Source organism: Erwinia sp. 1181_3, from assembly GCF_052824965.1.
The window spans coordinates 23,552-47,383 of record NZ_VTDE01000010.1; the positions used below are offsets into that span (position 1 = coordinate 23,552).

General features: G+C 53.0%; 25 protein-coding genes. 10 read left to right on the forward strand and 15 right to left on the reverse strand.

Annotated elements, in window-relative coordinates; genetic code table 11:
- Positions 1-76 precede the first annotated feature (76 nt).
- Positions 77-1,129 (reverse strand): FecR family protein, encoded by a 1,053-nt coding sequence (locus tag FY046_RS19215; protein WP_446186391.1) that lies wholly within the window; start codon positions 1,127-1,129, stop codon positions 77-79.
- A gap of 4 nt (positions 1,130-1,133) precedes the next feature.
- Complete coding sequence (locus tag FY046_RS19220; RefSeq protein ID WP_446186392.1) at positions 1,134-1,634, reverse strand: RNA polymerase sigma factor; 501 nt, start codon at positions 1,632-1,634, stop codon at positions 1,134-1,136.
- 315 nt (positions 1,635-1,949) lie between these two features.
- On the opposite strand from FY046_RS19220, the gene FY046_RS19225 reads away from it, so the two are divergent.
- Positions 1,950-2,162, forward strand: a complete 213-nt coding sequence (locus FY046_RS19225; protein WP_133844541.1) for a YdgH/BhsA/McbA-like domain containing protein — start codon at positions 1,950-1,952, stop codon at positions 2,160-2,162.
- A 71-nt stretch (positions 2,163-2,233) separates the two neighbouring features.
- Here the strand turns inward: FY046_RS19225 and FY046_RS19230 are convergent, their stop codons facing one another.
- Complete coding sequence (locus FY046_RS19230; protein WP_133844543.1) at positions 2,234-3,100, reverse strand: helix-turn-helix domain-containing protein; 867 nt, start codon at positions 3,098-3,100, stop codon at positions 2,234-2,236.
- Positions 3,097-3,714: a TetR/AcrR family transcriptional regulator gene (locus tag FY046_RS19235; RefSeq protein WP_339454778.1), complete on the reverse strand. Its 618-nt coding sequence runs from the start codon at positions 3,712-3,714 to the stop codon at positions 3,097-3,099. Before FY046_RS19235 ends, FY046_RS19230 begins: the two co-directional genes overlap by 4 nt.
- Positions 3,715-3,960: 246 nt before the next feature.
- Here FY046_RS19235 and FY046_RS19240 point away from each other — a divergent pair, with 246 nt between their 5' ends.
- The 5 genes from FY046_RS19240 to FY046_RS19260 all read left to right on the forward strand — a co-directional run bounded on the left by FY046_RS19240 (position 3,961) and on the right by FY046_RS19260 (position 9,682).
- Entirely contained in the window at positions 3,961-4,992 is a 1,032-nt protein-coding gene (locus tag FY046_RS19240; protein ID WP_446186393.1) for a LacI family DNA-binding transcriptional regulator, read from the forward strand.
- Positions 4,993-5,185: 193 nt separating this feature from the next.
- Positions 5,186-6,616: a sugar porter family MFS transporter gene (locus FY046_RS19245; protein WP_227535478.1), complete on the forward strand. Its 1,431-nt coding sequence runs from the start codon at positions 5,186-5,188 to the stop codon at positions 6,614-6,616.
- A 32-nt stretch (positions 6,617-6,648) separates the two neighbouring features.
- Positions 6,649-7,569 (forward strand): TIM barrel protein, encoded by a 921-nt coding sequence (locus FY046_RS19250; protein WP_446186394.1) that lies wholly within the window; start codon positions 6,649-6,651, stop codon positions 7,567-7,569.
- Positions 7,570-7,582: 13 nt separating this feature from the next.
- On the forward strand, positions 7,583-8,755 hold the full coding sequence (locus tag FY046_RS19255; RefSeq protein WP_133844551.1) for a Gfo/Idh/MocA family protein: 1,173 nt from the start codon (positions 7,583-7,585) through the stop codon (positions 8,753-8,755).
- A gap of 363 nt (positions 8,756-9,118) precedes the next feature.
- Entirely contained in the window at positions 9,119-9,682 is a 564-nt protein-coding gene (locus FY046_RS19260) for a hypothetical protein (protein WP_238337119.1), read from the forward strand.
- Between the two features lie 7 nt (positions 9,683-9,689).
- Here the strand turns inward: FY046_RS19260 and FY046_RS19265 are convergent, their stop codons facing one another.
- Both FY046_RS19265 and FY046_RS19270 read right to left on the reverse strand, forming a co-directional pair.
- A complete protein-coding gene (locus tag FY046_RS19265; RefSeq protein WP_133844554.1) occupies positions 9,690-9,971 on the reverse strand; it encodes a hypothetical protein in 282 nt (93 codons plus the stop codon).
- A gap of 160 nt (positions 9,972-10,131) precedes the next feature.
- Positions 10,132-11,025 (reverse strand): LysR substrate-binding domain-containing protein, encoded by an 894-nt coding sequence (locus tag FY046_RS19270; RefSeq protein WP_167864200.1) that lies wholly within the window; start codon positions 11,023-11,025, stop codon positions 10,132-10,134.
- Between the two features lie 157 nt (positions 11,026-11,182).
- Here FY046_RS19270 and pckA point away from each other — a divergent pair, with 157 nt between their 5' ends.
- Positions 11,183-12,799 (forward strand): phosphoenolpyruvate carboxykinase (ATP), encoded by a 1,617-nt coding sequence (gene pckA / locus FY046_RS19275; protein ID WP_133844558.1) that lies wholly within the window; start codon positions 11,183-11,185, stop codon positions 12,797-12,799.
- Between the two features lie 49 nt (positions 12,800-12,848).
- On the opposite strand, the gene FY046_RS19280 is transcribed toward pckA, so the two are convergent.
- The gene (locus FY046_RS19280; RefSeq protein ID WP_133844559.1) at positions 12,849-13,376 is read right to left on the reverse strand and encodes a cysteine hydrolase family protein; all 528 of its coding nucleotides are present in this window, start codon (positions 13,374-13,376) and stop codon (positions 12,849-12,851) included.
- A gap of 624 nt (positions 13,377-14,000) precedes the next feature.
- Between FY046_RS19280 and FY046_RS19285 the strand changes: the two genes are divergently transcribed.
- Positions 14,001-14,633, forward strand: coding sequence for a LysE family translocator (locus tag FY046_RS19285; RefSeq protein ID WP_167864276.1), 633 nt, complete (start codon positions 14,001-14,003; stop codon positions 14,631-14,633).
- On the opposite strand, the gene FY046_RS19290 is transcribed toward FY046_RS19285, so the two are convergent.
- The 3 genes from FY046_RS19290 to FY046_RS19300 all read right to left on the reverse strand — a co-directional run bounded on the left by FY046_RS19290 (position 14,623) and on the right by FY046_RS19300 (position 17,026).
- Complete coding sequence (locus FY046_RS19290; protein WP_159338360.1) at positions 14,623-15,393, reverse strand: helix-turn-helix transcriptional regulator; 771 nt, start codon at positions 15,391-15,393, stop codon at positions 14,623-14,625. The genes FY046_RS19285 and FY046_RS19290 overlap by 11 nt on opposite strands.
- 36 nt (positions 15,394-15,429) lie before the next feature.
- Positions 15,430-15,996 carry a manganese efflux pump MntP gene (mntP, locus tag FY046_RS19295; protein WP_133844564.1) on the reverse strand — a complete coding sequence of 189 codons (567 nt, stop codon included), beginning with the start codon at positions 15,994-15,996 and terminating at the stop codon, positions 15,430-15,432.
- 433 nt (positions 15,997-16,429) lie between these two features.
- The gene (locus FY046_RS19300) at positions 16,430-17,026 is read right to left on the reverse strand and encodes a short chain dehydrogenase (protein ID WP_167864199.1); all 597 of its coding nucleotides are present in this window, start codon (positions 17,024-17,026) and stop codon (positions 16,430-16,432) included.
- A 104-nt stretch (positions 17,027-17,130) separates the two neighbouring features.
- On the opposite strand from FY046_RS19300, the gene FY046_RS19305 reads away from it, so the two are divergent.
- Both FY046_RS19305 and FY046_RS19310 read left to right on the forward strand, forming a co-directional pair.
- Positions 17,131-18,024, forward strand: coding sequence for a LysR family transcriptional regulator (locus FY046_RS19305; protein WP_167864198.1), 894 nt, complete (start codon positions 17,131-17,133; stop codon positions 18,022-18,024).
- Between the two features lie 53 nt (positions 18,025-18,077).
- Entirely contained in the window at positions 18,078-18,320 is a 243-nt protein-coding gene (locus tag FY046_RS19310) for a DUF1158 family protein (protein ID WP_133844569.1), read from the forward strand.
- A 48-nt stretch (positions 18,321-18,368) separates the two neighbouring features.
- Here FY046_RS19310 and FY046_RS19315 read toward each other — a convergent pair whose 3' ends face one another.
- From FY046_RS19315 to FY046_RS19335, 5 genes are all read right to left on the reverse strand, one after another.
- On the reverse strand, positions 18,369-18,944 hold the full coding sequence (locus tag FY046_RS19315; protein WP_259152191.1) for a hypothetical protein: 576 nt from the start codon (positions 18,942-18,944) through the stop codon (positions 18,369-18,371).
- Entirely contained in the window at positions 18,928-19,248 is a 321-nt protein-coding gene (locus FY046_RS19320) for a hypothetical protein (RefSeq protein ID WP_167864196.1), read from the reverse strand. Before FY046_RS19320 ends, FY046_RS19315 begins: the two co-directional genes overlap by 17 nt.
- 342 nt (positions 19,249-19,590) lie before the next feature.
- Positions 19,591-22,266, reverse strand: a complete 2,676-nt coding sequence (gene mgtA / locus FY046_RS19325; protein ID WP_238337123.1) for a magnesium-translocating P-type ATPase — start codon at positions 22,264-22,266, stop codon at positions 19,591-19,593.
- A gap of 196 nt (positions 22,267-22,462) precedes the next feature.
- Positions 22,463-23,161 carry an MgtC family protein gene (locus tag FY046_RS19330; protein ID WP_133844575.1) on the reverse strand — a complete coding sequence of 233 codons (699 nt, stop codon included), beginning with the start codon at positions 23,159-23,161 and terminating at the stop codon, positions 22,463-22,465.
- A gap of 323 nt (positions 23,162-23,484) precedes the next feature.
- Positions 23,485-23,796 carry a hypothetical protein gene (locus tag FY046_RS19335; protein ID WP_339505351.1) on the reverse strand — a complete coding sequence of 104 codons (312 nt, stop codon included), beginning with the start codon at positions 23,794-23,796 and terminating at the stop codon, positions 23,485-23,487.
- Positions 23,797-23,832 lie beyond the last annotated feature (36 nt).

The following is a 23,832-nucleotide window of genomic DNA, read 5'->3' on the forward strand; positions in this document are numbered from 1 at the left end:
AGGTTATGTAATAAGAATCATTTCCCTTAGTAGACGCATAAATCGACAAAACCCTGACGTCACATCGCCATTTTTTTTACGACTTTTTTGCTTTGCTGTTACGCGGCACGATCAGTGTGCTGTCACCCTGCTTCTTCAGTACCACCGGCAGCACGGCGGGTAGCGCTCTGGCAAAACTGTCCAGCCGCTGCAATTCGAAACTTCCTGTGATGCGCAAATCCGCCAGCTGCGGATCTGCCTGATAGTTCACCGCACCGTAGCGGGCGAATTCGGCCAGCGCCAGCGGTAGCGGGGTGTTATCAAAGTTGACTCGCGCCTGCTGCCAGGGGGCGACCGCCTGCGGAGCAATGGCGTTTTCTGCCACCAGCAAACCACGGGCATCACTGCGGCCCTGTTGCCCGGCGCGCAGCACCTGAAGATGAGCATCAGCCTGAGACAGTCCAACGGTTTTCACCAGTCGCCACCAGCTGTATTCCCAGCCTGACAGCGGGCCAACGCGCACGGCACCGGAACGCACTGCGACATCCACCCCTTCCCCACTCATCGAGTGCGGAATATAACGAACGCTGAAGGCGGTGCCAAGTACCGTCACCCGTGACGGGCCACTACGCACCGTCAGAGGGCGTTCTGCCTGATGCGCCACCTGGAAAAAGGCCTGCCCCTGCTCCAGCCACACTTCGCGCCGCTGCGGATAAAAAGCAACACGCAGCCGGGTGCCTGCATCCAGATTCAGTTCACTGCCGTCAGGAAGGGTAATCAGACGCTGTTCGCCACGTGCAGTGGCGTAGCTCTGTTCGAACTGAGCCGGGGCGAGGCTCTGCCAGGCAGGCCAGACCAGCACCGCCAGCAACAGCATTGCCAGTGCAGGCCAAAGCAGTCGGGTCCGCCGTGTCGGGGCGGACAGTTCGCGCCGGGTTTGCTGGCGCAGGCGGGCAATATCAGCCGCAGGCAACGCACCCAGTTGCTGCCACAGGCGCTGCGCCCGGGCAAACTCAGCAGCATTGTCGTCATCAGCCTGCCAGCGCGCAAACTCCCGCTGCTGCCGGGGCGTTAACCCCGCCTGCTGTTGTAGTAGCCAGTGCTGGGCTTTCTCCGCCCGTTCGGTGCGTGAGGAATCAGAGGTATTCATCGCATTATCCCTTGCTGTCCTGCCAGCGTTCGCTGCATTCCCGGCAGGCCGTCATCGCCCGAATAATATGTTTTTCAACCATATTGGTGGAAATCCCCATCTGCTTCGCCACCTCATTCTGTGAGAGCCCGTCAAAACGGTGCAGCACGAACGCCTGACGACAGCGCGGTGGCAGACTGTCGATAGTCGACACCAGTTGAGCCGCATACTGGCTGCTTTCGGCCTGGGCCTCAGGCTGCCAGCCGCCGGGTGCGACAATACAGGATTCATCGATGTCATCAAGGTTTTCATGGGATTGACGCTGCTGATGGCGATAGCGGTCGACCAGCAGGTTACGTGCGATGTGATAGAGCAGGCCGCGCGGTGATTGCACAGGCCCACCGGATGGCAACGTCAACGCCCGGCTGAACGTTTCCTGCGTCATCTCCTGGGCGCTGTCGCGGTCGCGCAGCTTACGCGTCAGAAAGCGCAGGACTTCTACGTAATACTGTTCAAACGCTGACACGATAGGTTCTCACTGGCGACAGAGCAAAGCGGCCGCCTGAGCGTAACATTAAGTTGAATGATAATCATTTTTATTATTACGCGAAAGGAAGGACTATTTTCGGGCAGCTAATGTCATACAACGTCAATCTACAGCGTGAAATAACGTTGTCAGTCAGCGTTCTGCAAACAATGTAAAACGCCGTCAATTTTCAATCAAATTATTTGATATAGATGAGCAAATCACTCCGCTATCACTACTTCATTAGCAAGCGTAGTATTGCTTTCAACGAGGCAACAAGCCTCAATCATACAAACTTAATAAAGGAACCACCCCATGAAATCCATCAAAACTTTTGCAGCAGTTATCGTGCTTTCTACCGTTTCTTTCGCCAGCTTCGCACAAAGCGTGACAGCAACCGGTTCAACGCTGGACAGCGCAGAAGCCAGTATCGCCGCTCAGGCACAGCAGGCGGGTGCATCGTCTTACAAAATTACTGAAGCCAATACCAACAATGGCGTTCACATGACAGCTGAACTGCTGAAATAACACCGACAGACAGTTTACGGTTATATGCCCGGTCCCTGGATAACAGGGAACGGGCATACCCGATCCTGCAATCAGACAATCACTGGCACATAGTAGTCGATGCGACCGGTAGCGGAACTTCTGATGCGCTGCGGATCGATGCGCTCAATATCGTAGCCATCACGGCGCACCGCGCCCGCTGTCGGCAGAGCATGTTCATAAATCAGCTTGATGAAATCAGCGAACTGCTGCACATCGCCGCTGAAAGTGAAATGCAGATAAGTTTGCTTTTCGATATCCACCTGCACCAAAGGCTCTTCCCCACTTGCCGTATCAGGATCAAAGCAGGCCAGGTACTGCAGGGTGGCGCAATCATCGGCACGCGGCCCCCCTTTGATCACATTGGTCAGACCGTACAGCGCAGTGGGTTTTGCCACCGCTGACGCCAGTCGCTCCCGCCATAAAATGGCGCGTTGATCCCAGCAAAAGTGGCAAATGGTATCCAGCGTGAAAGCATAATCCGTCACGCGCCCCTGCAAGGTCATCGCATCCAGCTCGACCAGTTGACCTTCAGGAACAGCCATTTCGCTGAGGTTAATCGGCGGACACAACCCTTTGCATGACCAGTGCAACGCATCACGATACTGTGCGGGCGTCACGTTGAAGTGGCGCTTAAACGTTTTGTGATAGACGTTATGGCTGGAGAAACCGTGCTCACTGCCAACGGAATCGATCTGTTTATCAAACAGACGCAGCATCACCGCACTGGAGGTCAGCCGCCGCTGACGACAATACGATGCCAGCTTCTGCCCGGTCACCTCTTTGAAAATACGTTGCAGATGCCATTTTGAATAGCCCGACTTTTCAACAAAGTCGTTAATGGTCAGCGGCGTATGGATATTCCCTTCCAGCCAGTGCAGCAGTTGATGAACAACTTCCTGTTTGAAGGTCGTTTTCACGATAAAGGTCGCTCTCTGGTGAGTGTCAGCAAAATGTTTTTCAGGGATAACGCGTCACGTATACCGCGGCCATTACCCAGTGAATAGGCCAACCATGCGCCATCAGCCGCCAGTCGTGCCACCTCATGCTGTGGAAGACTGTCCGTCTCGTGGTGGCGTTGTAGCCGCCCCGCCAGCCACAACGACCAGCGTTCACACAGATCGGGTGATGCCATCATCGACAGCGATAACGGGATCCTCAGGCTTTTCTCTGCCTGTAAAATGTCATCAAACGCCACGCTAATATACGCACGCGTGAAGCAACCGGATGATGGCTCGTCAGCGGCCATGACACGGTCAATAGCTTGTTCATTCTCGGCGAGGAAACTCTCGAAGACCGCATCCAGCAGCGCCTGCTTATGGGGAAAATGATGAAAGAACCCGCCTTTCGTCACACCCGCCGCCGCAGAAACGGCCTGAACAGTGACCCCTGTCAGCCCCTCGAGGGCGGCAAGCTCGGCAGCGGAGTGGATCAGCGCCGCTCTGACCTGTTCCGGTTGTTTTTTACGCTTATAACCTCGTTCACAGCAGAGCGCTTCGCGCAGTGAATGAGATGATGTGGGGTATTTAATCATGACGTTTTCGGCTAAAAGATACCACGCGGTATGTTTGCAGAAAGATAGCATAATTTTGGAAATATCTGGGTTTTTTTACCTTTACTGACACCGGCCAAAAATGAAATTTTTAAATCTTATTTTGTGCACAATAAAAAAAATAATCTGATGAGCGTCATGTCCTGAGTATTTAGTCCCCTGCCTGTACTGTTGCCCTGTGGGCAGACGTGATAGTTTTTTGTCATTGCTTATATCAGGGAATCCAGGATGAAAAAAACCACATTAACCGACATCGCCCGCGAAGCTGGCGTGGGTGTTGCCACGGTCGACAGGGTACTGAACCGACGAGCTCCCGTTCGCCCGGACACCGAACATCGCGTGGTTCAGGCCGCGTCCCGGCTCGGCTATCGTTTTGATCCTGATTTTCTTAACGTCAGCGCCCCGCGCCAGAGTTCAGGTTCGCTGCGGATTGGCGTCATTCTGCTGTCGCGTGACTACTCGTTCTACGATACGTTTTCCCGGGCACTGGAACAGCACGCCGCACCGTATTTACAGGAGGGCACCCGCATTGAATTCGCCTTTCATGATATCCATGCCATTGAAGAAACGGCGGCAACGATTGATGAACTGAGCGATCACGTTAACGTGCTGGCACTGATCGCGCTGGATAATGCACTCATCCGTCGGGCGGTGGAAAAAGCCACGCAAAAAGGCGTGAAAGTGTTTACCGTCCTCTCCGATCTCTCGCCCTGTGGCCACGCCGGGTATATCGGCCTGGATAACCGAAAAGCAGGCCGAACCGCCGCATGGGCTGTTCAGCGTCTGAGCGGCCCACCGGGAAAAGTCGGGGTGATTGTCGGTGATAATCGCTTTTTATGTCAGGAAACCTGCGAAATCAGCTTCCGTTCGTACCTGCGGGAATACACCACCGGCCATACGGTACTGGAACCGGTTAAGAGTTTTGAAAACGTTGAGCGGGGCTATCAGGTCACTGCCGAACTGATTCATCGCCACCCGGAATTGTCCGTGATCTATGCGCCCTGCGGCGGCGTGGAAGGTGTCGTCAATGCCCTGCGTGACAGTGCCCGGCGGCGGGAGATTACGTTGATCTGCCACGGCCCGTTGCAGGATGCTCAGCTGGCACTGATCGACGGCACGCTGGATATCATGATTGCCCATCGACTGGACGAGCTGGCCGCCCGCGTCATTGAGGCGATGCAGCAAGCCAGCATCGAGGAACGTGGTGGCTTTATCGCCCTGACCAGCAGTTTCGAATTGATAACCAAAGAGAATTACTGACGCACTGCGGGTCAACAGCGAAATCCGACAGAACTATCGAATAACTCACTGAAATAGCGCAAATGATAGAATATTATCATCCAAAACTATCAAAAATAGTGAGATCACCATCAAAAAACAAACATTCCATCATTGTGGGTAATGGAATGTTTGTTTGATACTCCCTTCAAATAATAATTGAAGGATCTCCTCCGTGCCTCTATCAACACCAAAACATAACATGGCCTATGTGATGGCGATTTGCGCCGTTGCTGCCCTCGGTGGTCTGCTGTTTGGCTATGATTCGTCGGTCATCTCCGGCGCTATCGAACCTATCAGCCACCACTATCAACTCTCACCTGCCGAAACGGGCTGGGCGGTGTCTAACGTCATCATCGGCTGTGTTATTGGCTGTCTGGTGGCAGGAAAACTGGCTGACCGTTATGGCCGTAAAAAAATGCTGATCGTCACCGCCATTCTGTTTGTGGTCTCCGTTGCCGGCACTGCGCTGGCCCCGGACTTCACCACCTTTGTGGTGTTCCGCATTATCGGCGGACTGGGCATCGGCCTTGCCTCGGTGATCTCCCCTATCTACATTGCCGAAGTCGCGCCGAAAGATTATCGCGGTCGGGCCATGACCATGCACATGATCTGCTGCGTTGGCGGCCAGGTGCTGGTCCTGCTGACCAACTACCTGATTGCCAAAAATGCCGATCCAGAGTGGCTGAATGCCTACGGCTGGCGCTGGATGCTGGGTGCCGCCTTTGTTCCCTGCATCCTGTTCTTCCTGTTTGTCGGCTTTATTCCTGAGTCACCCCGCTGGAACGCGATGGTCGGCCGCAACGAGCAGGCACTGAAAACCCTGTCGCGCATCTCCACTCCTGAGCATGCACAACGCGTGATGAACGAGATCCAGGAGTCGCTGCGTTATAACGCCGATAAGCAGGTGAACCGCGAGCGCGTCAGCTTCAACCGTAAGACCTCGATCTTCCTGGTGATTGGCGTTGGCCTGGCCATCTTTAACCAGCTCACCGGCATCAACGTCATCCAGTATTTTGGCCCGACCTTGCTGATGAACGTGACCCATAACATGCAGGAAGCGATGTACATGACCATCTGGCTGGCGGTGCTGCAGTTTGTGGGCGTGGTGGTCGGCATGATGCTGATCGACAAAATGGGACGCAAATCACTGCTGCTGATCGGTTCCCTCGGCTCTGCCGTCTGCCTGCTGATCACCTTCTATACCTTCTACAGCGGCATGACCGGCTGGGTCTCCGTTATCGGCCTGTTCGGCTTTATGTTCCTGTTCGGCGGCACCTGGGGCCAGGTGGTGTGGACGGTGATTGGTGAAATCTTCCCCACCCGCCTGCGCGGTGCTGGCATGGGCTTCTCTATCTGCGCCATGTGGGCCGGTAACTTCTTTGTCAGCCAGTCCTTCCCGATGATGAACCAGAACGCCTATCTCAACGATAACTTCCACGGCGCCTTCCCACTGCTGCTGTTCGCGGTGTGTTCACTGGCTTCCTGGTGGTTTGTGAAAGCTCTGCTGCCTGAAACCAAAGGGGTTTCACTGGAAAAAATGGAAGCGCTGATTCTGGAACGCTTCAACACCCCCCAACAAGAAAGCAAAACAGCCACTCGCTGAGTGCGATTTATTGATAAAGAAAGGACACCGAAATGACTATTCATATTGCTAACGCACCCTGCAGCTGGGGCGTCGATGACCCAAAGAACCCGCACCTGCCGCCGTATGAAAAAGTGCTGAAAGAAGCCGCACAGGCCGGTTACAAGAGCATAGAGCTGGGTCCCTGGACGTATCTGCCAACCGACCCGGCACTGCTGACCGAAAAACTGAACCAGTACGGGCTGACGATTGTGGCGGGCACCCTCTTTGACGATCTGGTGAGCGAAGCGAACTTCCCGGCGATGATTGAGCTGACGCATAACCTGTGCCGCAATGTCTCGCAAGTGCCGACGGCAACCCCGACTCACGGCGACAACCTTCCTGCGCCCTACCTGGTGATTATCGACTTTGGCGATGCAGAACGCGCACGTCTTGCCGGGCAGTACGATAAAGCCGTGCGCCTGTCCGACACCGACTGGCAGCGCATGATGAGCCACATCACCGAGATCAGCCGTATCGCCAAAGGGTACGGCGTGCGCCCGGTTATCCATCCGCATGCAGGCGGCAGCATTGAGTTTGCCGATGAATTGGCAAAACTGGTGCAGGACATCCCGCACAGCGTGGCTGGCCTGTGTCTGGATACCGGGCATCTGTACTACGCCGGTATGGACCCGATCCCTGCGCTGGCACAGTACTTTGACCGTATCGACTACCTGCACTTTAAGGATGTTAACGACAAGGTATTCCGCGATGTGATCGCCCGTGAGCTGGACTTCTTCACCGCCTGTGCCGAAGGGGTGATGTGCCCGATTGGCAAAGGGGCCATCGACTACCCGGCAGTGCGTGCCTTCCTGGCCGAACGCCACTACCAGGGCTGGATCACCATTGAACAGGAACGTGACCCGCGCAATGCCGATGGCAGCCTGCACGACGTGACCGAAAGCCTGCGTTACCTCAACTCTGTTGGATTCTGATTAAGGACTTACCATGATTAACGGCATCAAACCTCTCGATCGCTCCCTGCGCTGGGGCATGGTTGGCGGCGGCGGCACCAGCCAGATCGGCTATATCCACCGTTCAGCGGCACTGCGTGACAACACCTTTACCCTGGTGGCGGGCGCATTTGATATTGATGCGGCACGCGGCCGCGCCTTCGGTGAAAGCCTGGGCGTGACGGGCGATCGCTGCTATCCCGATTATCAGACGTTGTTCCAGCAGGAAGCTGGGCGCGCTGACGGCATTGAAGCCGTATCCATCGCCACGCCGAACAACACGCATTTCGCCATCTGTAAAGCCGCGCTGGAATCGGGCCTGCACGTGGTGTGTGAGAAACCGTTGTGCTTCACCACCGCAGAAGCCAAAGAGCTGGCGGAACTCAGCAAAAAACAGAATAAAATCATCGGTGTCACCTACGGTTATTCAGGCCATCAGCTGATCCAACAGGCGCGCAGCATGATTGCGGAAGGCCTGCTGGGCGATATCCGTATTGTGAATATGTCGTTCTCCCACGGCTTCCACAATGAAGCGGTGGAACTGGCGAACCCCAGCACCCGCTGGCGTGTTGACCCGAAATTTGTCGGACCAAGCTACGTACTGGGCGATCTGGCCACGCATCCGCTGTTCCTCGCGGAAACCATGCTGCCTGATCTGAAAATCACGCGTCTGATGTGTTCCCGTCAGAGCTTTGTGAAAACCCGTGCGCCGCTGGAAGATAACGCCTTTGTGCTGATGGAATACGACAACGGTGCCGTGGGATCGCTGTGGTGCTCTGCGGTGAACTGCGGATCGATGCATGGTCAGAAGATCCGCGTGATCGGATCGAAAGCCAGCCTGGAGTGGTGGGACGAGCAGCCGAACCAGTTACGCTATGAAATTCAGGGCGAGCCGGTACGCATTCTGGAGCGCGGCATGGGCTACCTGGCCCCGCGTGCGCTGGAAGAAGACCGCATCGGTGGCGGCCATCCGGAAGGGTTGTTCGAAGCCTGGTCAAACCTCTATCGTCGCTTTGCCGTAGCAATGGATGCCACCGATCGTGGTGATAAAGCGCTGCTGGCTGACTTCTGGTATCCGGATGTTCATGCGGGTGTTGCCGGTGTGCAGTGGGTTGAACGCTGTGTTGAGTCGGCCGATGCCGGCGCGACCTGGGTCGATTTCGAATAACGACGCGAGCGGGCGGACCGAAACAGCAGGTCCGCCCCTACAGCAATCGCCTCAACGTAGGGTTCGACCTTTTTTTCCGGTCGAACCCTGCTGATGGTTTTCACTCACCATAATGAATACCTTCTTTATCCAGCTGTTTTTAGCTGAATCTGTAGAACTCATTTTTAACCCTCCGTATTTTCTTTATTTTTTCATTATTTTTACTAAAGACAACCCCCTTGAATATGTGTAATAACTCACATTGCGTGAGTTTAACTTTCGCGAATTTTAATTATGACACAATGATTATCGTTCTGGTTCATGATTGCATATCAAATCATAACTTCATCAGTAATTTTACGTTTAAAAAACAAGGAAGGTTTTATGGAATATTTCAAAGGAACGGGGATATATCTTATAAAAGAACAGATATACACCAAGTCAGGATTACCGAGCATTGCAAACACAATAGGCCCAACCTCTATTCAGGTTGTAAAGTCTGTTTATCATTTAATGAGAGAGCAAGAATTGTTTTATAATGATAGCCCGGTGAACTATAGCAATGTAAACACTTGGGGTAAATTCAAAATTTCTTTTGGGATTGGCATTAGTGAAAAAGATAAAAAGAATGGAAAACTAATTTTCAACCTTGAGTATTGCGGTTTTAGTACTTTTATAACTCCAATTGATGGGTTCGATAGAATTTTACCCAGGTGGTTATCTAGCAAACATAAGATCAGTGCGCCAACACCCTACAAGTTCGGAAGGGATCCGATAAGTTCCGTGAATCTTTATGACAGTATAAGATCAAAATTCTTTATTGAAAATGGTGGGGATGGCGCACCTGTTTCCCTGGCGAAGTATAATTCAAAAACAAAAGAGATAATATACATAAATAGTGAGATTGAATTTATATCCATAGCTAAAAAACTAATGAAAATCAAGTAACTCACGATCAGTAAATAAATACTTTAAATATAACCGAAACAATTAACAACCAGCAAGGAATTGAGAAATAAAATATATCTTTATTTTTCTTGCTGGAATTCACATAGAGCAGAACTATTAGCACCATGAGTATTATGGAAATATAGGAAACTTGCAGAGGAACACTTCCGTTTGCAACAACAAAAGAAAAATACAACATAATGCTGGATACAATTTTAAAGAGTTTTATCTCCTTGGTGAAGGCAATAACACCAACACACAAAAACATTAAAGAAATTATTTCAGCCATTTTATTTCTCCTTCCTTGAAAAATTATTTTCATATTATCATTGTTGTTTTGTTTTTGTAAGAAAAATAAAATTAATGCAATAATTTTATTTACCTACCAGTTCCCTGCAAGATGACTAAGCTCTATCCATCCTGATGACAGTGACCAGCCCCACTATTGGTTATTCCCGCCGTGTCGGTTGCGCGCGAATATACTGCCAAAACCGTTCAGCGGAAAGGTTCAGCCTAGAGCCGGAACGGTAAACATAGGCGCTGATCCCGAGGGAAACAGAAGGGTCCATAATTGCCAGTTTTCCCTGGCTGAGTTCCTCTTTTATTGAGTACTGCGGTAACCAGCCCACACCCTGCCCGTTAACGATCATACGCTTTAACAGCTCACTCATCGACGAGACAAAACGCAGCGTAAAAGTGTCCTCAGACAATGTGTCGATCACCTGGTTAACCTGCCGTCCCATATAGCTGTCGGTAGCGTATTTCATTAACGGCAAAATATCGTGGCTCAGGGAGTACAACGGCTGACCATCATCATCGCAGGGGGTGACCAGATGGAGATGAGAATCAAAAATCTTGTGATGAACAAAGGGATAGTTCATTAACTCTTCGTTATAAAAACTCAGAATAAAATCACATTTTCCCTCTTTCAGGTTATAGACCGCATCATTCACATTAATCGATTCCACATAGTGGATGCGCTCATTACTGTCGTTGTATCCGGCAATCATTTCGGGCAGCCACAGCACGGAAAGAGAGGGCGCGGCATCGATCTTGATGCTCTGCCGGAGGTTATCTAACCCTTTGATGCGGTTGAGCTGAAAATCCATATCGTCCAGCATATTGCGCGCATAGCCGATGAAGTTTTTACCCTGTTGCGTCAGCTGTAACGGGTTTTTGCTGCGATCAAAAATCATAAAACCCAGCGCGGATTCCAGCGACTGTATGCGTCGGCTAAACGATGACTGTGAGATGTTCCTTTTCTCCGCCGCCAGGGTAAAGCTCCGGCTCTCTTCCAGTGCAATCACATCATAAAACCATTTCACTTCAAGGTTACCGATCACCGCTGTCCGTCTCCCGCATCGCAAAAATAGTATGCAAATTTTGCATCCAGAATAGAAATTATGCAATTAAAGCATCTGTTATCCGGTGCTAGTATCCGTGGAATAGTTCGCAACAAACCATTAACTCATCCTCAGCCCCTAAATAGTCAGGTATCTCATGTCCAGCACTGCATCCCTTAACACAGCCTTGTCAGACCTTGGAATCACCGACCTCCAGGACGTGATTTACAACCCCAGCTATGAACTGCTGATGGCGCATGAAACCGCGGCGGACTTAGTGGGCTGGGAACGCGCAACCATTACCGCCTCCGGTGCAGTAGCCGTGGATACCGGGGAATTCACCGGACGTTCACCGCGTGATAAATACATCGTGCGCGATGCACTGACCGAAGATAACGTCTGGTGGTCGGATGCCGGTCAGGGCCGCAACGATAATCATCCTCTCTCACCTGCCGTCTGGTCAGAGCTGCGTGCACTGGTCTGCACGCAGCTGTCAGGTAAAAAACTCTACGTTGTCGATGCCTGGTGTGGTGCGAATAAAGACTCGCGACTGGCAGTGAGGGTGGTGACCGAGGTCGCCTGGCAGGCACATTTCGTGAAGAACATGTTCATTGTCCCTTCCGCAGAAGAGCTGGCGAACTTTACCCCTGACTTCACCGTGATGAACGGCTCCAAGTGCACCAACAGCCAGTGGCAGGCTCAGGGGATGAACTCTGAAAACTTTGTGGCCTTCAACCTCACCGAGAAAATCCAGCTTATCGGCGGCACCTGGTACGCGGGTGAAATGAAAAAAGGTCTGTTCTCGGTGATGAACTACCTGCTGCCACAGCGTGGCATCGCCTCGATGCACTGCTCTGCTAACCGCGGCGCGGCGGGTGATGTCGCTCTGTTCTTCGGCCTGTCAGGCACCGGGAAAACCACGCTTTCCACCGATCCACTGCGCGAGTTGATTGGTGATGATGAACACGGCTGGGATGCCGAGGGCGTGTTCAACTTCGAAGGCGGTTGCTATGCCAAAACCATCAACCTCAGTGAAGCCGCAGAGCCGGAGATCTACCGCGCTATTCGTCAGGATGCGTTGTTGGAAAACGTGGTGCTCAAAGAGGATGGAACCGTCGATTACGCGGATGGCAGCAAAACCGAGAACACCCGCGTGTCCTACCCCCTCTCGCACATTGAGAATATTGTCAGGCCGGTGTCCGCCGCAGGTCACCCGTCGAAGGTGATTTTCCTTGCCGCTGATGCCTTCGGCGTACTGCCTCCGGTCTCACGCCTGACCCGCGAACAGATGAAGTATCACTTCCTGTCTGGGTTTACCTCAAAATTAGCCGGAACAGAACGCGGCATCACCCAGCCGACACCGACGTTCTCGGCCTGCTATGGCGCGGCGTTTTTAATGCTGCCGCCAACGTGCTATGCCAGCGTGCTGGAAGAAAAAATGAATGAGACTCAGGCGGAAGCCTGGCTGGTTAACACCGGATGGAATGGCGCAGGCAAGCGCCTGTCACTGCGGGATACGCGCACTATCATCAACGCGATCCTGAACGGCACCATTGAGCAAAATGATAGCCAGTTGCCGATCTTCGGGCTGGCTATCCCGGCGCAGGTGCCGGGTGTTGACGATGCGCTGCTCGACCCGCGTAATGGCTGGGAAAGCGCAGAAGCGTGGCAGCAGGCAGCCGAAAAATTAGCCCAGCTGTTTGTCGCGAATTTCGAGCAGTACACCCGCACGGAAGAGGGTGCACGCATCGCCCAGGCAGGCCCGACCGCATAACAGGCAAAGCCGGCATTGAGGCTTTTTCTGCCTCAATGCCGATAACTGACTAAAAACGGATCTCTTGCGTCGTCAGCAGCTGCACAAATGGCCCCGACAACGTCGCATTATGATGGGCAATAATCTGCTCTGCCGTTAACACCGCATTATCCGTGGTGCTGTGTGCATCGCTTACCAGCACCACCTCAAATCCCCGATCTGCCGCCGCACGACAAGTGGTATCCACGCAATATTCGGTCTTCATCCCCACGATCACCAGCCGTTTTATCCCGGCATTCTGTAGCCAGGCCAGTAACGGTGTGTCGGCAAAACAGCTCGGACGCGTTTTGTTAAAACAGCGGTCAGAATCCAGCAGTGGCAGTTCAGGTGCGATTTGCCAGAGTTCACTGCCTGCGGCAATCGGTGAACCCGCCGCGCCGGTGTGCTGGGCAAAAAACAGCGGTATCTGCTGCGCGCGCGCCGATGTGATCAAATAGGAAACGTGATCCAGCAACTGTGCTTTGTTATGGGGCACCTGCGGGCCGTGCAGTAAACCTGCCTGCATATCGATCACGAGCAACGCGGAGGCGTCAGACATGGCATTTCTCCTTTATTCTGGCTTCAGTTGAACCGGCAACAACGGAGAACAATGCAGCCCCGTCGGTAACCGGCGGGAGGGGAAAGGTTTGCTAACTACTCAGCCACGCAAACTCGCCACTCTCCGCCAGAAGCGGTGGTGGTCGTGGTGGTGAGGAACAGCTGAGTATTTTGCATAGCAGTCAGATTCGCGCAGGACGCACGATGATGCAATATTTTTATAAAGTGATTATCAGAAGAGGTGATAACCATCGGTCAAATCCCTGACCGACGCGTTATCGAGGGTGTTCGGTGCAGCCGGCGCTTAAAGAACAGCGCCTGGCGGTACGTGTTTGAAGGTGTCGACATAAACCCGGAACACGTATTTGAAGAATTTTTTCATGATGACCTGTTTGCAGCTTTTGTTGAAAATCGCTAAAAAATTATACATGCCGCGCGTTTTTCAGGCAATATTTTATGAGACAGATCACAAAATTGAGTTAATTATGCCGATAAAAAGGTAAACCGTTGCTAAACGGCAAACCCGGCCCGGGATGAAATCCCGACTTGCTGCGCAATTTTTTCCAATATTTCTGCAAGATGCCTGATGATAATGGCGGCCTCACTCATCCTGGATCGGACGCCAATGCCCTTCTCTAATGGTTTTCTCCTCAGTCTTTCCCTGTGCCTGGATATCGGCATCGCCAACATTGCGATGATCACCCTGGCGATGCAGCGCGGTTTTTTCCATGGCTTCTGGCTGGGGATCGGCACCTGCGTGGGCGATCTGATCTATGCGGTCCTCGCGATGGCCGGAATGGCGGTGCTGCTGCAGTTCACTCCGGTACGCTGGGTATTGTGGATCGGCGGCTCCCTGATCCTGCTGTGGTTTGCCTGGAAGATGGTGCAAAGCGCCCTGCGCCCGACCGCAGAACTGAGCGCCGGGGATATCGGTGAAGCACTGAGTCTGCGCCAGAATTTTTTCCGAGGCATCTTCCTTGCCATGTCCTCACCCACGGCAATCCTGTGGTTTGCCGCCGTCGGCGGGGCGTTGATTTCGCGGATGAGCAGCAACGGCACCGCGGCTTCAGGCTGGTTCCTGAGCGGATTTTTCCTTGCAGGCGTTGTCTGGACGGCCGTGCTGTGCACGGTGGGCAGCGTGGGCGGACGGATGCTGGGGGCAAAGATGCTACGCTGGTCGTACATCGCGTCAGCGGTGATTTTTTGCTACTTCGCGGGTTACGTTATCCTTTCCGGTTACCGTGAATTTATTGGCTGAAGATACGCAGATAGTGATGCGGCGTAATGCCCATCATCTTCCGAAAGCTGTTAATAAAATGGCTCTGATCGTAGAAACCCAGCCGGTGCGCCACATCCAGCGCACTGTGCTGGTGCCGTAGCAGGTTACGCGCTGCCAGCAGGCGCAGCTGCATATGATATTGCAACGGCGCAATGCCGATCTGCTGGCGAAACTGACGCACAAAATGATATTTACTCAGCCCGGCGGCGGCGGCCAACTCATCCAGCGTCATCTTCATCGTCAGATTGTCACGCATGCACTCCAGCGCCCGCCCGATGGTGACGGGTGCCAGCGGGGTCTCCTCCCCATGGCTGTGTTTCAGCAGTTGGCTGGTCAGCCACAGCAGGTTTTGCTGCTGAACCTGCTCTTCATCCGGCGACAACACATAACCACATATCGCCGCGAACAATGCGGGATCGCGCAGCACCCCTTCCCGCAGGATCGGCAGTGATCGATCGGTGAGATCGGCAAAAACCTGTTGCGGTAAATGAATGCTAAAAAACTCAACCGGCTCGGCTCCAAACTGCGAAGACTGGAGCGTTTCAGGGTTATAAATGGTGATATCCCCGGCATGAACTGACAGGGTTTGCTGATGGAGGCTGAGGGTTTCAATGCCGCTGAGATTCGCACTGATGACATATTCTTCGTGGGTGTGCAGCGGGAAGGCCGCATGACTGGCGGTCAGATGTGAACATTCAATGTGATTACGGCTGTTCCAGTCGACTACCGATAACGCCATACCCACTCCGCCCCAGAAAGAGGCCGGAATTTCTGTTTACCGGCCCAGATGTTCAATCAAAATACTACAGCCGATACCAATGAGCACTACGCCGCCGAAAATTTCTGCCCATTTTCCCATCACCGGGCCAAGGAAGCGCCCCAGCAGAATACCCGCAGAGGCCATGACCATGGTGGAAAAACCAATCGCCAGCGCAGTGGTGACGATATTCACCTGCAAGAAGGCCAGGCCGACGCCGACTGCCATAGCATCCAGGCTGGTGGCGACAGCCGTACAGGCCAGCAGCCAGAAACCGTGGCTGGTTGGCGCTTCTTCTGGTTTGCACTCTTTCTTACGCACACCTTCAACGATCATCCGGCTGCCAAGAATAAACAGCAGTCCGAAGGCCACCCAGTGGTCCCACGCCATGATGTACTGGCTGGCAGCCAGACCAATCGCCCAACCAATCAGCGGTGTCAGTGCTTCAATCACACCGAAGATCAAACCGGTACGCAGTGCTTCTTTCAGGCTGGGGCGATGCAGACTGGCCCCTTTGCCGATAGCGGCCGCAAAGGCATCCATCGACATAGCAAAAGCCAGAATAAGAGTGGCGTATAGGTTCATTGTATTTATCCGGTCTGAAACCGCAGTTGCGTTCCAGTTCGTTAAAACATCAGCTTATGTTGGAAAAATAATCACAAGCTCGTTCAAGTGAAGCGCATCCTAGCACGCTAATCGCCAGAAAAAAAGACAGTAAAATCAGGGATTTGAGTATAGCCTTGGCTATACTTTTTAACGATTGCTATTTTAGCGGGGAAAATGTGGGCGAAAACTCTAAAAGAATTACCGTCTTACAAAAAGTGTAGGGATATACATCCCTGCGGGGGTTGGGGGATATTTCGCCACTTTTCAGCATCAATATCCCCACCTCATATGTCCTGAATAATTGGCGCTGGATCAAGGCGGTAAATAAATGCATCCCGATGAGCTGACTTAAGTCAGTGACTCGGGTAAGTGCATGCAACCAACGCAGAGCCAGCGTCAAGTATGACGGACATTACCAGACGCGGAAAACACGTCCGGTATCGATTCCCTCTACACTACGGCGATAGGCCAGTGCCACACGGCTTGCCGCTGCGCTTTCAAAACCGGGGAAGAACGGGCCGTAGCTTTCCAGCGATTCGGTTAAGACCGTTGGGCTGACGGCGTTAATGCGCAACCCGTTCAGTTCATTGGCCGCCGCCAGTACAAAGCCTTCCAGCGCGGCATTGACGGCGGTGGCATTGACCCCAGTGCGGATCGGCTGCTGGGCCAGAATCCCCGTTGTCAGCGTGAAGGAACCGCCGGGATTGACGAATGCCTGGCCGATCAGCACCAGCCGCACCTGCCCCATCAGCTTGTCCTGTAGCCCGCTGTTAAACTGTTCACTGCTCATGTCAGCCAGCGGGCCAAAGTGGACACCGCCTGCCGCTGAGATCACCGCATCTACCTTACCCGTTTGGGCAAACAGCGCTTTGACACTCTCCTCACGTGTAAGATCGACTTGAAAATCGCCCCGGGTTTTCCCCACGCGAATGACCTGATGGTCGCGCCCCAACTCCTGCACAATGCCCTGACCCACCGTACCTGATGCGCCAATCACTAAAATTTTCATGTTGTGTCTCCTGCCTGATGAATGAGTCCGGTCAGTGTGACGCAGTGCAGTTGCGGGATAAATGCGCGATACTTTCGGGAACTCCAAACCCAGAGTTTGCAATCATGGATAAATTACGCAGCATTGAAGCCTTTATCTGCGCTGTTGAGAGCGGCAACTTCAGCGAAGCCGCGCGGCGGCTGGATATCACCGCCGTGATGGTCGGTAAACATGTTCGCCAGTTGGAAACCGCGCTGAATACCCGCCTGTTGCAGCGAAACACCCGACGCCAGCATCTGACAGAAGCCGGAGAACGTTACTACCAGCAGTGCAAACAGGCACTGGTCCTGCTCAGGGAAGCGGATGAAAGCGTGGAAAATATGAAGCAGACGCCGTCCGGCTTGCTGCGTATCAGCGCCCCGCTCAATCTGGGGGCCAGCGCTATCGCGACCGTCGTCACCGGCTATCAGTTACGTTATCCACAGGTGAAGATCGCGCTGGATCTCAACGACCGCTTTGTCGATCTGATTGCCGAAGGGTTTGATTTTGCCATCCGTATCGGGGGGCTGAAGCATAATGAACCGCTGGTTGCCCAGTTTCTTGGGGAGTATCAGATGGTGGTGTGCGCAGCGCCGGACTATCTGGCACAACACGGCACGCCACAAACGCCCGGGGATCTGCATCGGCACCGTTGCCTCGCCAATATGGCATGGAATAAGAATAACGCCTGGCAGTGGGGCGATGTCACCTGGCCTTTCGACAACAGCTTTACCTGTAACGATGGTCAGGCGCTGCGTCAGGCGGCGCTGGCCGGTGCCGGGTTGATACTGCAACCGCATATTCTGCTGGCGCAGGATATTGCTGCGGGTCGGCTGGTGCCATTGCTGCAACAGTGGCAACCGGCCAGTCGCCCGATTAATCTGCTGTGGCGCCAGGACCTCAGCCCGTCGGAAAAACGTAGCAGCTTTGTGCGCTGGATGCGTGAGCAAGTGCCCGCAGCCCTGGTGGTTAATGATTGAAGACGGTCTGGGATTAACAGAAAATAGCCGCAACTGACTAACACGGAATTGTGATGAAAAACCCGTTTGAAACTTTCCTGATGCCAATGAGCGCCCTGCTGCTCGGCTTTCTCTCGGCGCTGCTGCTGCCTGCGCCTTCATTCGGTCTGACGCTGGCACGCAGGCTGGTAGAGATGTTCCACCTGGCAGATATCGGCCAGCTGTATACGCTGGTGTTCTGCCTGTGGTTCCTGCTGCTGGGCGTGATTGAGTTTTACATCATCCGCTTTATTTACGTGCGGTTTATTCGCCCGTAAAAAAAATGGGCCGATCTTCTGTTTCGGTCGGCCCGTTCAACAAAAGAACTATGGAAAGAACTCATGTAACATTTTCTCTTGTCCCAGCGTAAAGACCAAGAAATCAGATTCTTTAAACTTATTTTCTTTAATTAGTTCGTGTCTTAACGCTTCAAATCTTTTGTCATCCATAAAAAACAGGGCACTGATATAGTCTGAATCAATAGCATTGTTTTCTTCAGACAGAGCAATAACTTTTTTATAGCACCCCTCGTCTCTTTTCTCTAGCCGTTCCTGCAACATACACTGAGTGAGTAAGTTAGTCCGCGTGAGGTTTTTCTTGTTCATCGCACGGAGATATTTCAACCCTTCTTCATAATGTTTTTCTGCAATCAGATTATTGATATACATATTTCTGATGGTGATATTTCCTGGGTTTTCATCCATTAATTCTTTAAAAGAAGAGAAGATTTTATTCTTCTCTTCTTCATCTGAAAAAATCATTTTTTTCGTGAGTTCAACGGCTTCCTGGGTGGGTTCATCTCTGGATAAAGAACCATCCTTCGCTGATGCACAAGAGCAAAGAAAGACCATCACAAAGATAAATAAAACAAAAAAAACCGAAGAGTCAATTTTGCTTTTCATAAGAATCCATATTGAATTTATTTAATGAAATACGTTGAGTCATGTCTAAGGGAAAAGGCCTTACTGTTCCTGTATAACCCGTATCTAAAACATATCCCGCCTGTACTTCTAAAATTGGATGTATGTTTTTCTTATATGAAATTATAAAAATCGAACTACCGATAAGTATTTCATCTAAACCGAGGGAAAATGATTTACCTTTGGTATCAAGTATATATTTATTATGATTAACATTATTTTTTACTGTACACCAGGGTATGACTTTCCCTGACCCGTGAGTAAAACGAAATGATTTTATCGGCATTATATCCCTCTTGTTTTTCATCTTCCATATGAGGACTCAGGTTGATTTCTTTTTATTCAGTCGTCAAGCTCAGTCCATTGTATTAATGAAAAATGGATAAAACCCGAGGTGCCGGTACAAATCATCGGAACGGGGTGACCGGAAAAATGGTCTTCATTACGGTGGGTGCAAACTATCGGTTCGCGGCCACCTGGATTCTGTAGGGGCGGACCTTCTCTTTCGGTCCGCCCGTTTTATTTATCCGCTAAATATCATCGCAATACTGCTGGAAAAAATCAGCAATCCAACGAAAAACAGCACGATAGCCGTAACGGCATTCGAATTTTTCATGATCTCTTCTCCTCAGAACCACTGACCGAAACGGCGCATATAAAGACGTTTCATGCCCTGCGTCACCAGGCAGTAGCCCAGCAGTGTCGCCAGCAGCCACGGGAAGTAATTCCACGGCAATGGCACCAGCCCCACCGCATGGCCCAGCGGTGAGAAGGGAATCAAAATACCCAGCGCCATCACCAGCCCGGTCATCAGCATCACCGGCAACGCGGCGCGGCTCTGAATAAACGGAATTTTCTGCGTGCGCAGCATATGCACCACCAGCGTCTGCGACAGCAACCCTTCAACAAACCAGCCAGACTGGAACAGCGCCTGCGCCTCAACGCTGTTCGCGGCAAAGACATGCCACATCAGCCAGAAGGTGGTGATATCGAAGATCGATGAAGTGGGCCCCATCCACAGCATAAAGCGACCGATATTCTTCGCATCCCACTGACGCGGTTTACGCAGAAACTCCTTGTCCATCTTGTCCCACGGCAGCGCCAGCTGGGACAGGTCATACATCAGGTTCTGCAAGAGCAGATGAATCGCCATCATCGGCAGAAACGGAATAAAGGCGCTGGCCACCAGCACGGAGAACACGTTGCCGAAGTTGGAGCTGGCGGTCATATTCAGGTACTTGATGATGTTGCCAAACGTCTCGCGGCCTTTGATCACCCCCTGTTCCAGCACCAGCAGGCTTTTCTCCAGAAGAATGATGTCTGCTGACTCCTTGGCGATGTCAGTTGCACTGTCGACGGAAATCCCGACATCCGCCGCGCGCAGCGCCGGGGCATCGTTAATCCCATCACCGAGGAAACCCACGGTGTGCCCGTTACCTTGCAGCGCCTGCAACACGCGCGTTTTCTGCTGCGGGCTGAGACGGCAGAACAGGGTTCTCTGCTCTACCAGACGTGCCAGCTCAGCATCACTGATACGCGCAAGCTCACTGCCGCACAGCGGCTCCCCCGGCTCCAGCCCCACGTCCCGGCAAATTTTGCTGGTGATCACTGCGTTATCCCCGGTCAGTACTTTGACCGTCACACCCTGTTCATGCAGTGCGGCTATCGCGGCAGCCGCACTCTCTTTCGGCGGGTCGAGGAACGTCAGCAGGCCAGTAATGACCAGTTCACGTTCATCGGCGGCGCTGAGCTGAGTGATTAGCGAGTGCTCACTTATCTGGCGAGTTGCCACCACCAGCACACGGAAGCCCTGCTGGTTATAGTCCGCTGCTAACTGCCGAATCTGACGGCATGTTGCTTCATCCAGTGGACGCACTTCTCCTTCATCCTGCCACCAGGCTGACACCGCCAGCATCTCCTCCACCGCCCCTTTACAAATCAGGGTCTGCTGGCCATCGTCTGCGACCAGCACCGACAGGCGGCGGCGTTCAAAATCAAACGGCAGTTCATCGATTTTACGAAAGCGCCACAGCCCACTGACGGCAGCGTTACCCTGGCTGAACCCGAGTACTGCGCGGTCCATCAGATTTTTTACCCCGGTCTGATGACGGCTGTTAAGCCAGGCCAGTTGCAGTACGCCATCATCACTGTTGCCCCGCACATTGAGGTGCCCGGCGAGAATGATTTTGTCCTGGGTTAAGGTGCCGGTTTTATCACTGCATAACACATCCATCGCCCCCAGGTTCTGGATAGCATTCAGACGCTTCACGACCACTTTGCGTTTCGACAGGGCAATCGCCCCTTTCGCCAGATTGGAACTGACAATCATTGGCAGCATTTCTGGCGTCAGGCCAACGGCGACAGCCAGCGCAAACAGCAGCGCATCGCTCCAGTCGCCTTTGGTGTAGCCATTAATCAGCAAGACCACCGGGACCATCACCAGCATAAAACGGATAAGTAACCAACTGACACTGTTGACGCCACGGTCGAAGGAGGTTTGTGGGCGCTCACCGACCAGCGACTTCGCCAGGGAACCAAACCAGGTCTGATTGCCCGTTGCGACCACTACCGCCGTCGCACTGCCGCTGGCCACATTGGTACCCATCAGGCAGATACCGGGCTGGCTCAGCAAATCTTGCTCATCGGCCAGCGGGCTGGCGCGATGAAGATGACTGTGGCTGTCGTATTTCTCGATCGGCAACGCTTCACCGCTCAGCGCCGCCTGGCTGACAAACAGGTCGCGTGAGGAGAGCAGCCGCACGTCTGCCGGGATCATATCGCCTGCTGATAACAGCACGATGTCGCCTGGAACCACCTCCTGCAGCGGCACCTCAATGCTGACCGCTTCACTGTCGGCATGGCTGCGGCGCTGTACCGTAGCGGTGGTGCTGACCAGCGATTTCAGGGCTTCTGTGGCTTTATTGGTGCGATATTCCTGCCAGAAGCGCAGCAATCCACTGAGACTAATCATCACCAGCATAATGATGGCACCGGTCAAATCGGTCTCTTCTCCCCGGCGTAGCGGGAGGATGTAGTCGGTCAGCACGCTGATGGCCGCCAGCACCATCAGGATCCAGATAAACGGATTATTAAACGCCTGCAACAGCTGGGTCAGCGCTGCCGGGGCATTATCACTGGCGATTTGGTTGGCGCCGTACTGCTGTAAACGTGCCGCCGCCTCTTCACGGGTGAGGCCCTGGCGTTGGGTATTAAGACGAGCGAGGGTGTGATCCTGGCTCTGGGTGGCCGCGCTGGCGATCGCCAGGTCACGTGCCATTTTCAGGTTGCTCTGGTGCATTTTCATCATGCCATTCCTTGAACAAAGGTGTTTCACGCGCAGGCATAGCACGCCTGCACACGAGGATTTTTTATTGATTCAGGGGGGAGGCGACGGGCAGGATGAACAGCAGGCTGGAATTATTTCCGCACGCGCCTCCTGTTATCACACCACTGCCTCTCCCGGGACGGAGGTTCTTTCATCGTTATGCTCCTGTGTGGGGTTAAATCGCCTGGTCTGGCGCTATCCGCCAGTGCACCGCACTGACACTCTTTTCCAGACTGATGCGGCAGACAATACTTTCAATCTCCCGCTGCGCGGCGGGAAATGCCATCACGTCAGCGCTCACTTCCAGATGACCCGGGCGGGCGATATCCGCGCTGTATAGCGACTGCAGGCGCAGCGCCATTCCATTCAGCGCTTGCAGGATCAGCGTGCGCACCAGTATTTCATCTTCACTGCCGCACACAATCTGAATGCGGTAGCGCTGCTCCGGTTCATGCTCTGTCGCGCTGGGCCGGGTATTGATACGCTGGGCCGCTTCACGCAGCAGGATATTGGCGCATAGCAGCACCAGGGTTGCTGCGGTGGCATTGGCAAACTGCCCAAGACCGCACAGCACGCCCACTCCCGCAGAGCACCACAGCGTTGCTGCCGTGTTCAGCCCGGAGATGTTCATTCCCTGGCGCATAATGACGCCGGCACCTAAAAAACCGATACCGGAAACAATCTGTGCGGCGATACGCCCAGGGCTGTCCGGCGAGGTGCTGACCGAACTGAGAATAAAAATAGCCGCACCGGTGGCTACCAGCGCATTGGTACGCAGGCCAGCCATACGCTGTCGCCACTGGCGCTCGGCACCAATAATCGCCCCCAGCGCTACCGCCAGGGTCAAATGCAGGATAAAAGGAGTCCATGTCATCTTTGTCGTTCTCATTGTCGTCTCACGACGGGAATTGAGATGCGCACAGGCGCACCGGTTGCACAGGAATTAACGCAGGCAGCCCGGAGGAAAAAGATGATGACGTTGTGGTGTGAAAACAAAAAAGCGCATACGCAATCCCAGTCCGGCCACAGGCTGGACATCTTAAAGTTCTTTATACGGGATGCTACTGCTCTGAGAAGAGAGGAAACATAGCCCGCCGATTAACGGCAGGCGCACAACGGAGTGGGCCTGCCTTTATAACGCGTGAGTTACAGGGTGACTGTCCAATTGTGTGCTCCTGAGAAGAAAGTGACGAGATTCTATTCCGCCGAAACCAGGTTGTAAACCGTGCTGATAGTTTCCTTTCTAAACCTTTTATCAACAATACTAAGAATCTCCTTATCTGCCAGGTCGCCACCTGAGGAGGCAGCCAGTTGAAAATCTCGATACCTGGTGATTAATTCGCCAAAGAACAGCATTAATGGCTGAGACATAACTTTAATTTGGCTATTTTGCAGTGATTCACGCCAGAAATAGTCGATTTCACCCTGCCATCCACCCGCAAATATCGCGGAATGAAAATTATCCTCTTTTCGCTGGATTAACCCGCCTTTTCGGTGCTTTTTCGTCATTGAATGCGGCTTTGCCTGTGCGTAAGATTCGTTGTT

What these genes read in the sequence shown, in the direction of transcription:
- FY046_RS19215 (WP_446186391.1), bottom strand. Translation starts at nt 1,129, where the DNA reads ATGAATACCTCTGATTCCTCACGCACCGAACGGGCGGAGAAAGCCCAG.
- FY046_RS19225 (WP_133844541.1), top strand. Translation starts at nt 1,950, where the DNA reads ATGAAATCCATCAAAACTTTTGCAGCAGTTATCGTGCTTTCTACCGTT.
- FY046_RS19235 (WP_339454778.1), bottom strand. Translation starts at nt 3,714, where the DNA reads ATGATTAAATACCCCACATCATCTCATTCACTGCGCGAAGCGCTCTGC.
- FY046_RS19240 (WP_446186393.1), top strand. Translation starts at nt 3,961, where the DNA reads ATGAAAAAAACCACATTAACCGACATCGCCCGCGAAGCTGGCGTGGGT.
- FY046_RS19250 (WP_446186394.1), top strand. Translation starts at nt 6,649, where the DNA reads ATGACTATTCATATTGCTAACGCACCCTGCAGCTGGGGCGTCGATGAC.
- FY046_RS19255 (WP_133844551.1), top strand. Translation starts at nt 7,583, where the DNA reads ATGATTAACGGCATCAAACCTCTCGATCGCTCCCTGCGCTGGGGCATG.
- FY046_RS19260 (WP_238337119.1), top strand. Translation starts at nt 9,119, where the DNA reads ATGGAATATTTCAAAGGAACGGGGATATATCTTATAAAAGAACAGATA.
- FY046_RS19265 (WP_133844554.1), bottom strand. Translation starts at nt 9,971, where the DNA reads ATGGCTGAAATAATTTCTTTAATGTTTTTGTGTGTTGGTGTTATTGCC.
- pckA (WP_133844558.1), top strand. Translation starts at nt 11,183, where the DNA reads ATGTCCAGCACTGCATCCCTTAACACAGCCTTGTCAGACCTTGGAATC.
- FY046_RS19280 (WP_133844559.1), bottom strand. Translation starts at nt 13,376, where the DNA reads ATGTCTGACGCCTCCGCGTTGCTCGTGATCGATATGCAGGCAGGTTTA.
- FY046_RS19285 (WP_167864276.1), top strand. Translation starts at nt 14,001, where the DNA reads ATGCCCTTCTCTAATGGTTTTCTCCTCAGTCTTTCCCTGTGCCTGGAT.
- FY046_RS19290 (WP_159338360.1), bottom strand. Translation starts at nt 15,393, where the DNA reads ATGGCGTTATCGGTAGTCGACTGGAACAGCCGTAATCACATTGAATGT.
- mntP (WP_133844564.1), bottom strand. Translation starts at nt 15,996, where the DNA reads ATGAACCTATACGCCACTCTTATTCTGGCTTTTGCTATGTCGATGGAT.
- FY046_RS19300 (WP_167864199.1), bottom strand. Translation starts at nt 17,026, where the DNA reads ATGAAAATTTTAGTGATTGGCGCATCAGGTACGGTGGGTCAGGGCATT.
- FY046_RS19305 (WP_167864198.1), top strand. Translation starts at nt 17,131, where the DNA reads ATGGATAAATTACGCAGCATTGAAGCCTTTATCTGCGCTGTTGAGAGC.
- FY046_RS19310 (WP_133844569.1), top strand. Translation starts at nt 18,078, where the DNA reads ATGAAAAACCCGTTTGAAACTTTCCTGATGCCAATGAGCGCCCTGCTG.
- FY046_RS19315 (WP_259152191.1), bottom strand. Translation starts at nt 18,944, where the DNA reads ATGAAAAGCAAAATTGACTCTTCGGTTTTTTTTGTTTTATTTATCTTT.
- FY046_RS19320 (WP_167864196.1), bottom strand. Translation starts at nt 19,248, where the DNA reads ATGCCGATAAAATCATTTCGTTTTACTCACGGGTCAGGGAAAGTCATA.
- mgtA (WP_238337123.1), bottom strand. Translation starts at nt 22,266, where the DNA reads ATGAAAATGCACCAGAGCAACCTGAAAATGGCACGTGACCTGGCGATC.
- FY046_RS19330 (WP_133844575.1), bottom strand. Translation starts at nt 23,161, where the DNA reads ATGACATGGACTCCTTTTATCCTGCATTTGACCCTGGCGGTAGCGCTG.
- FY046_RS19335 (WP_339505351.1), bottom strand. Translation starts at nt 23,796, where the DNA reads ATGACGAAAAAGCACCGAAAAGGCGGGTTAATCCAGCGAAAAGAGGAT.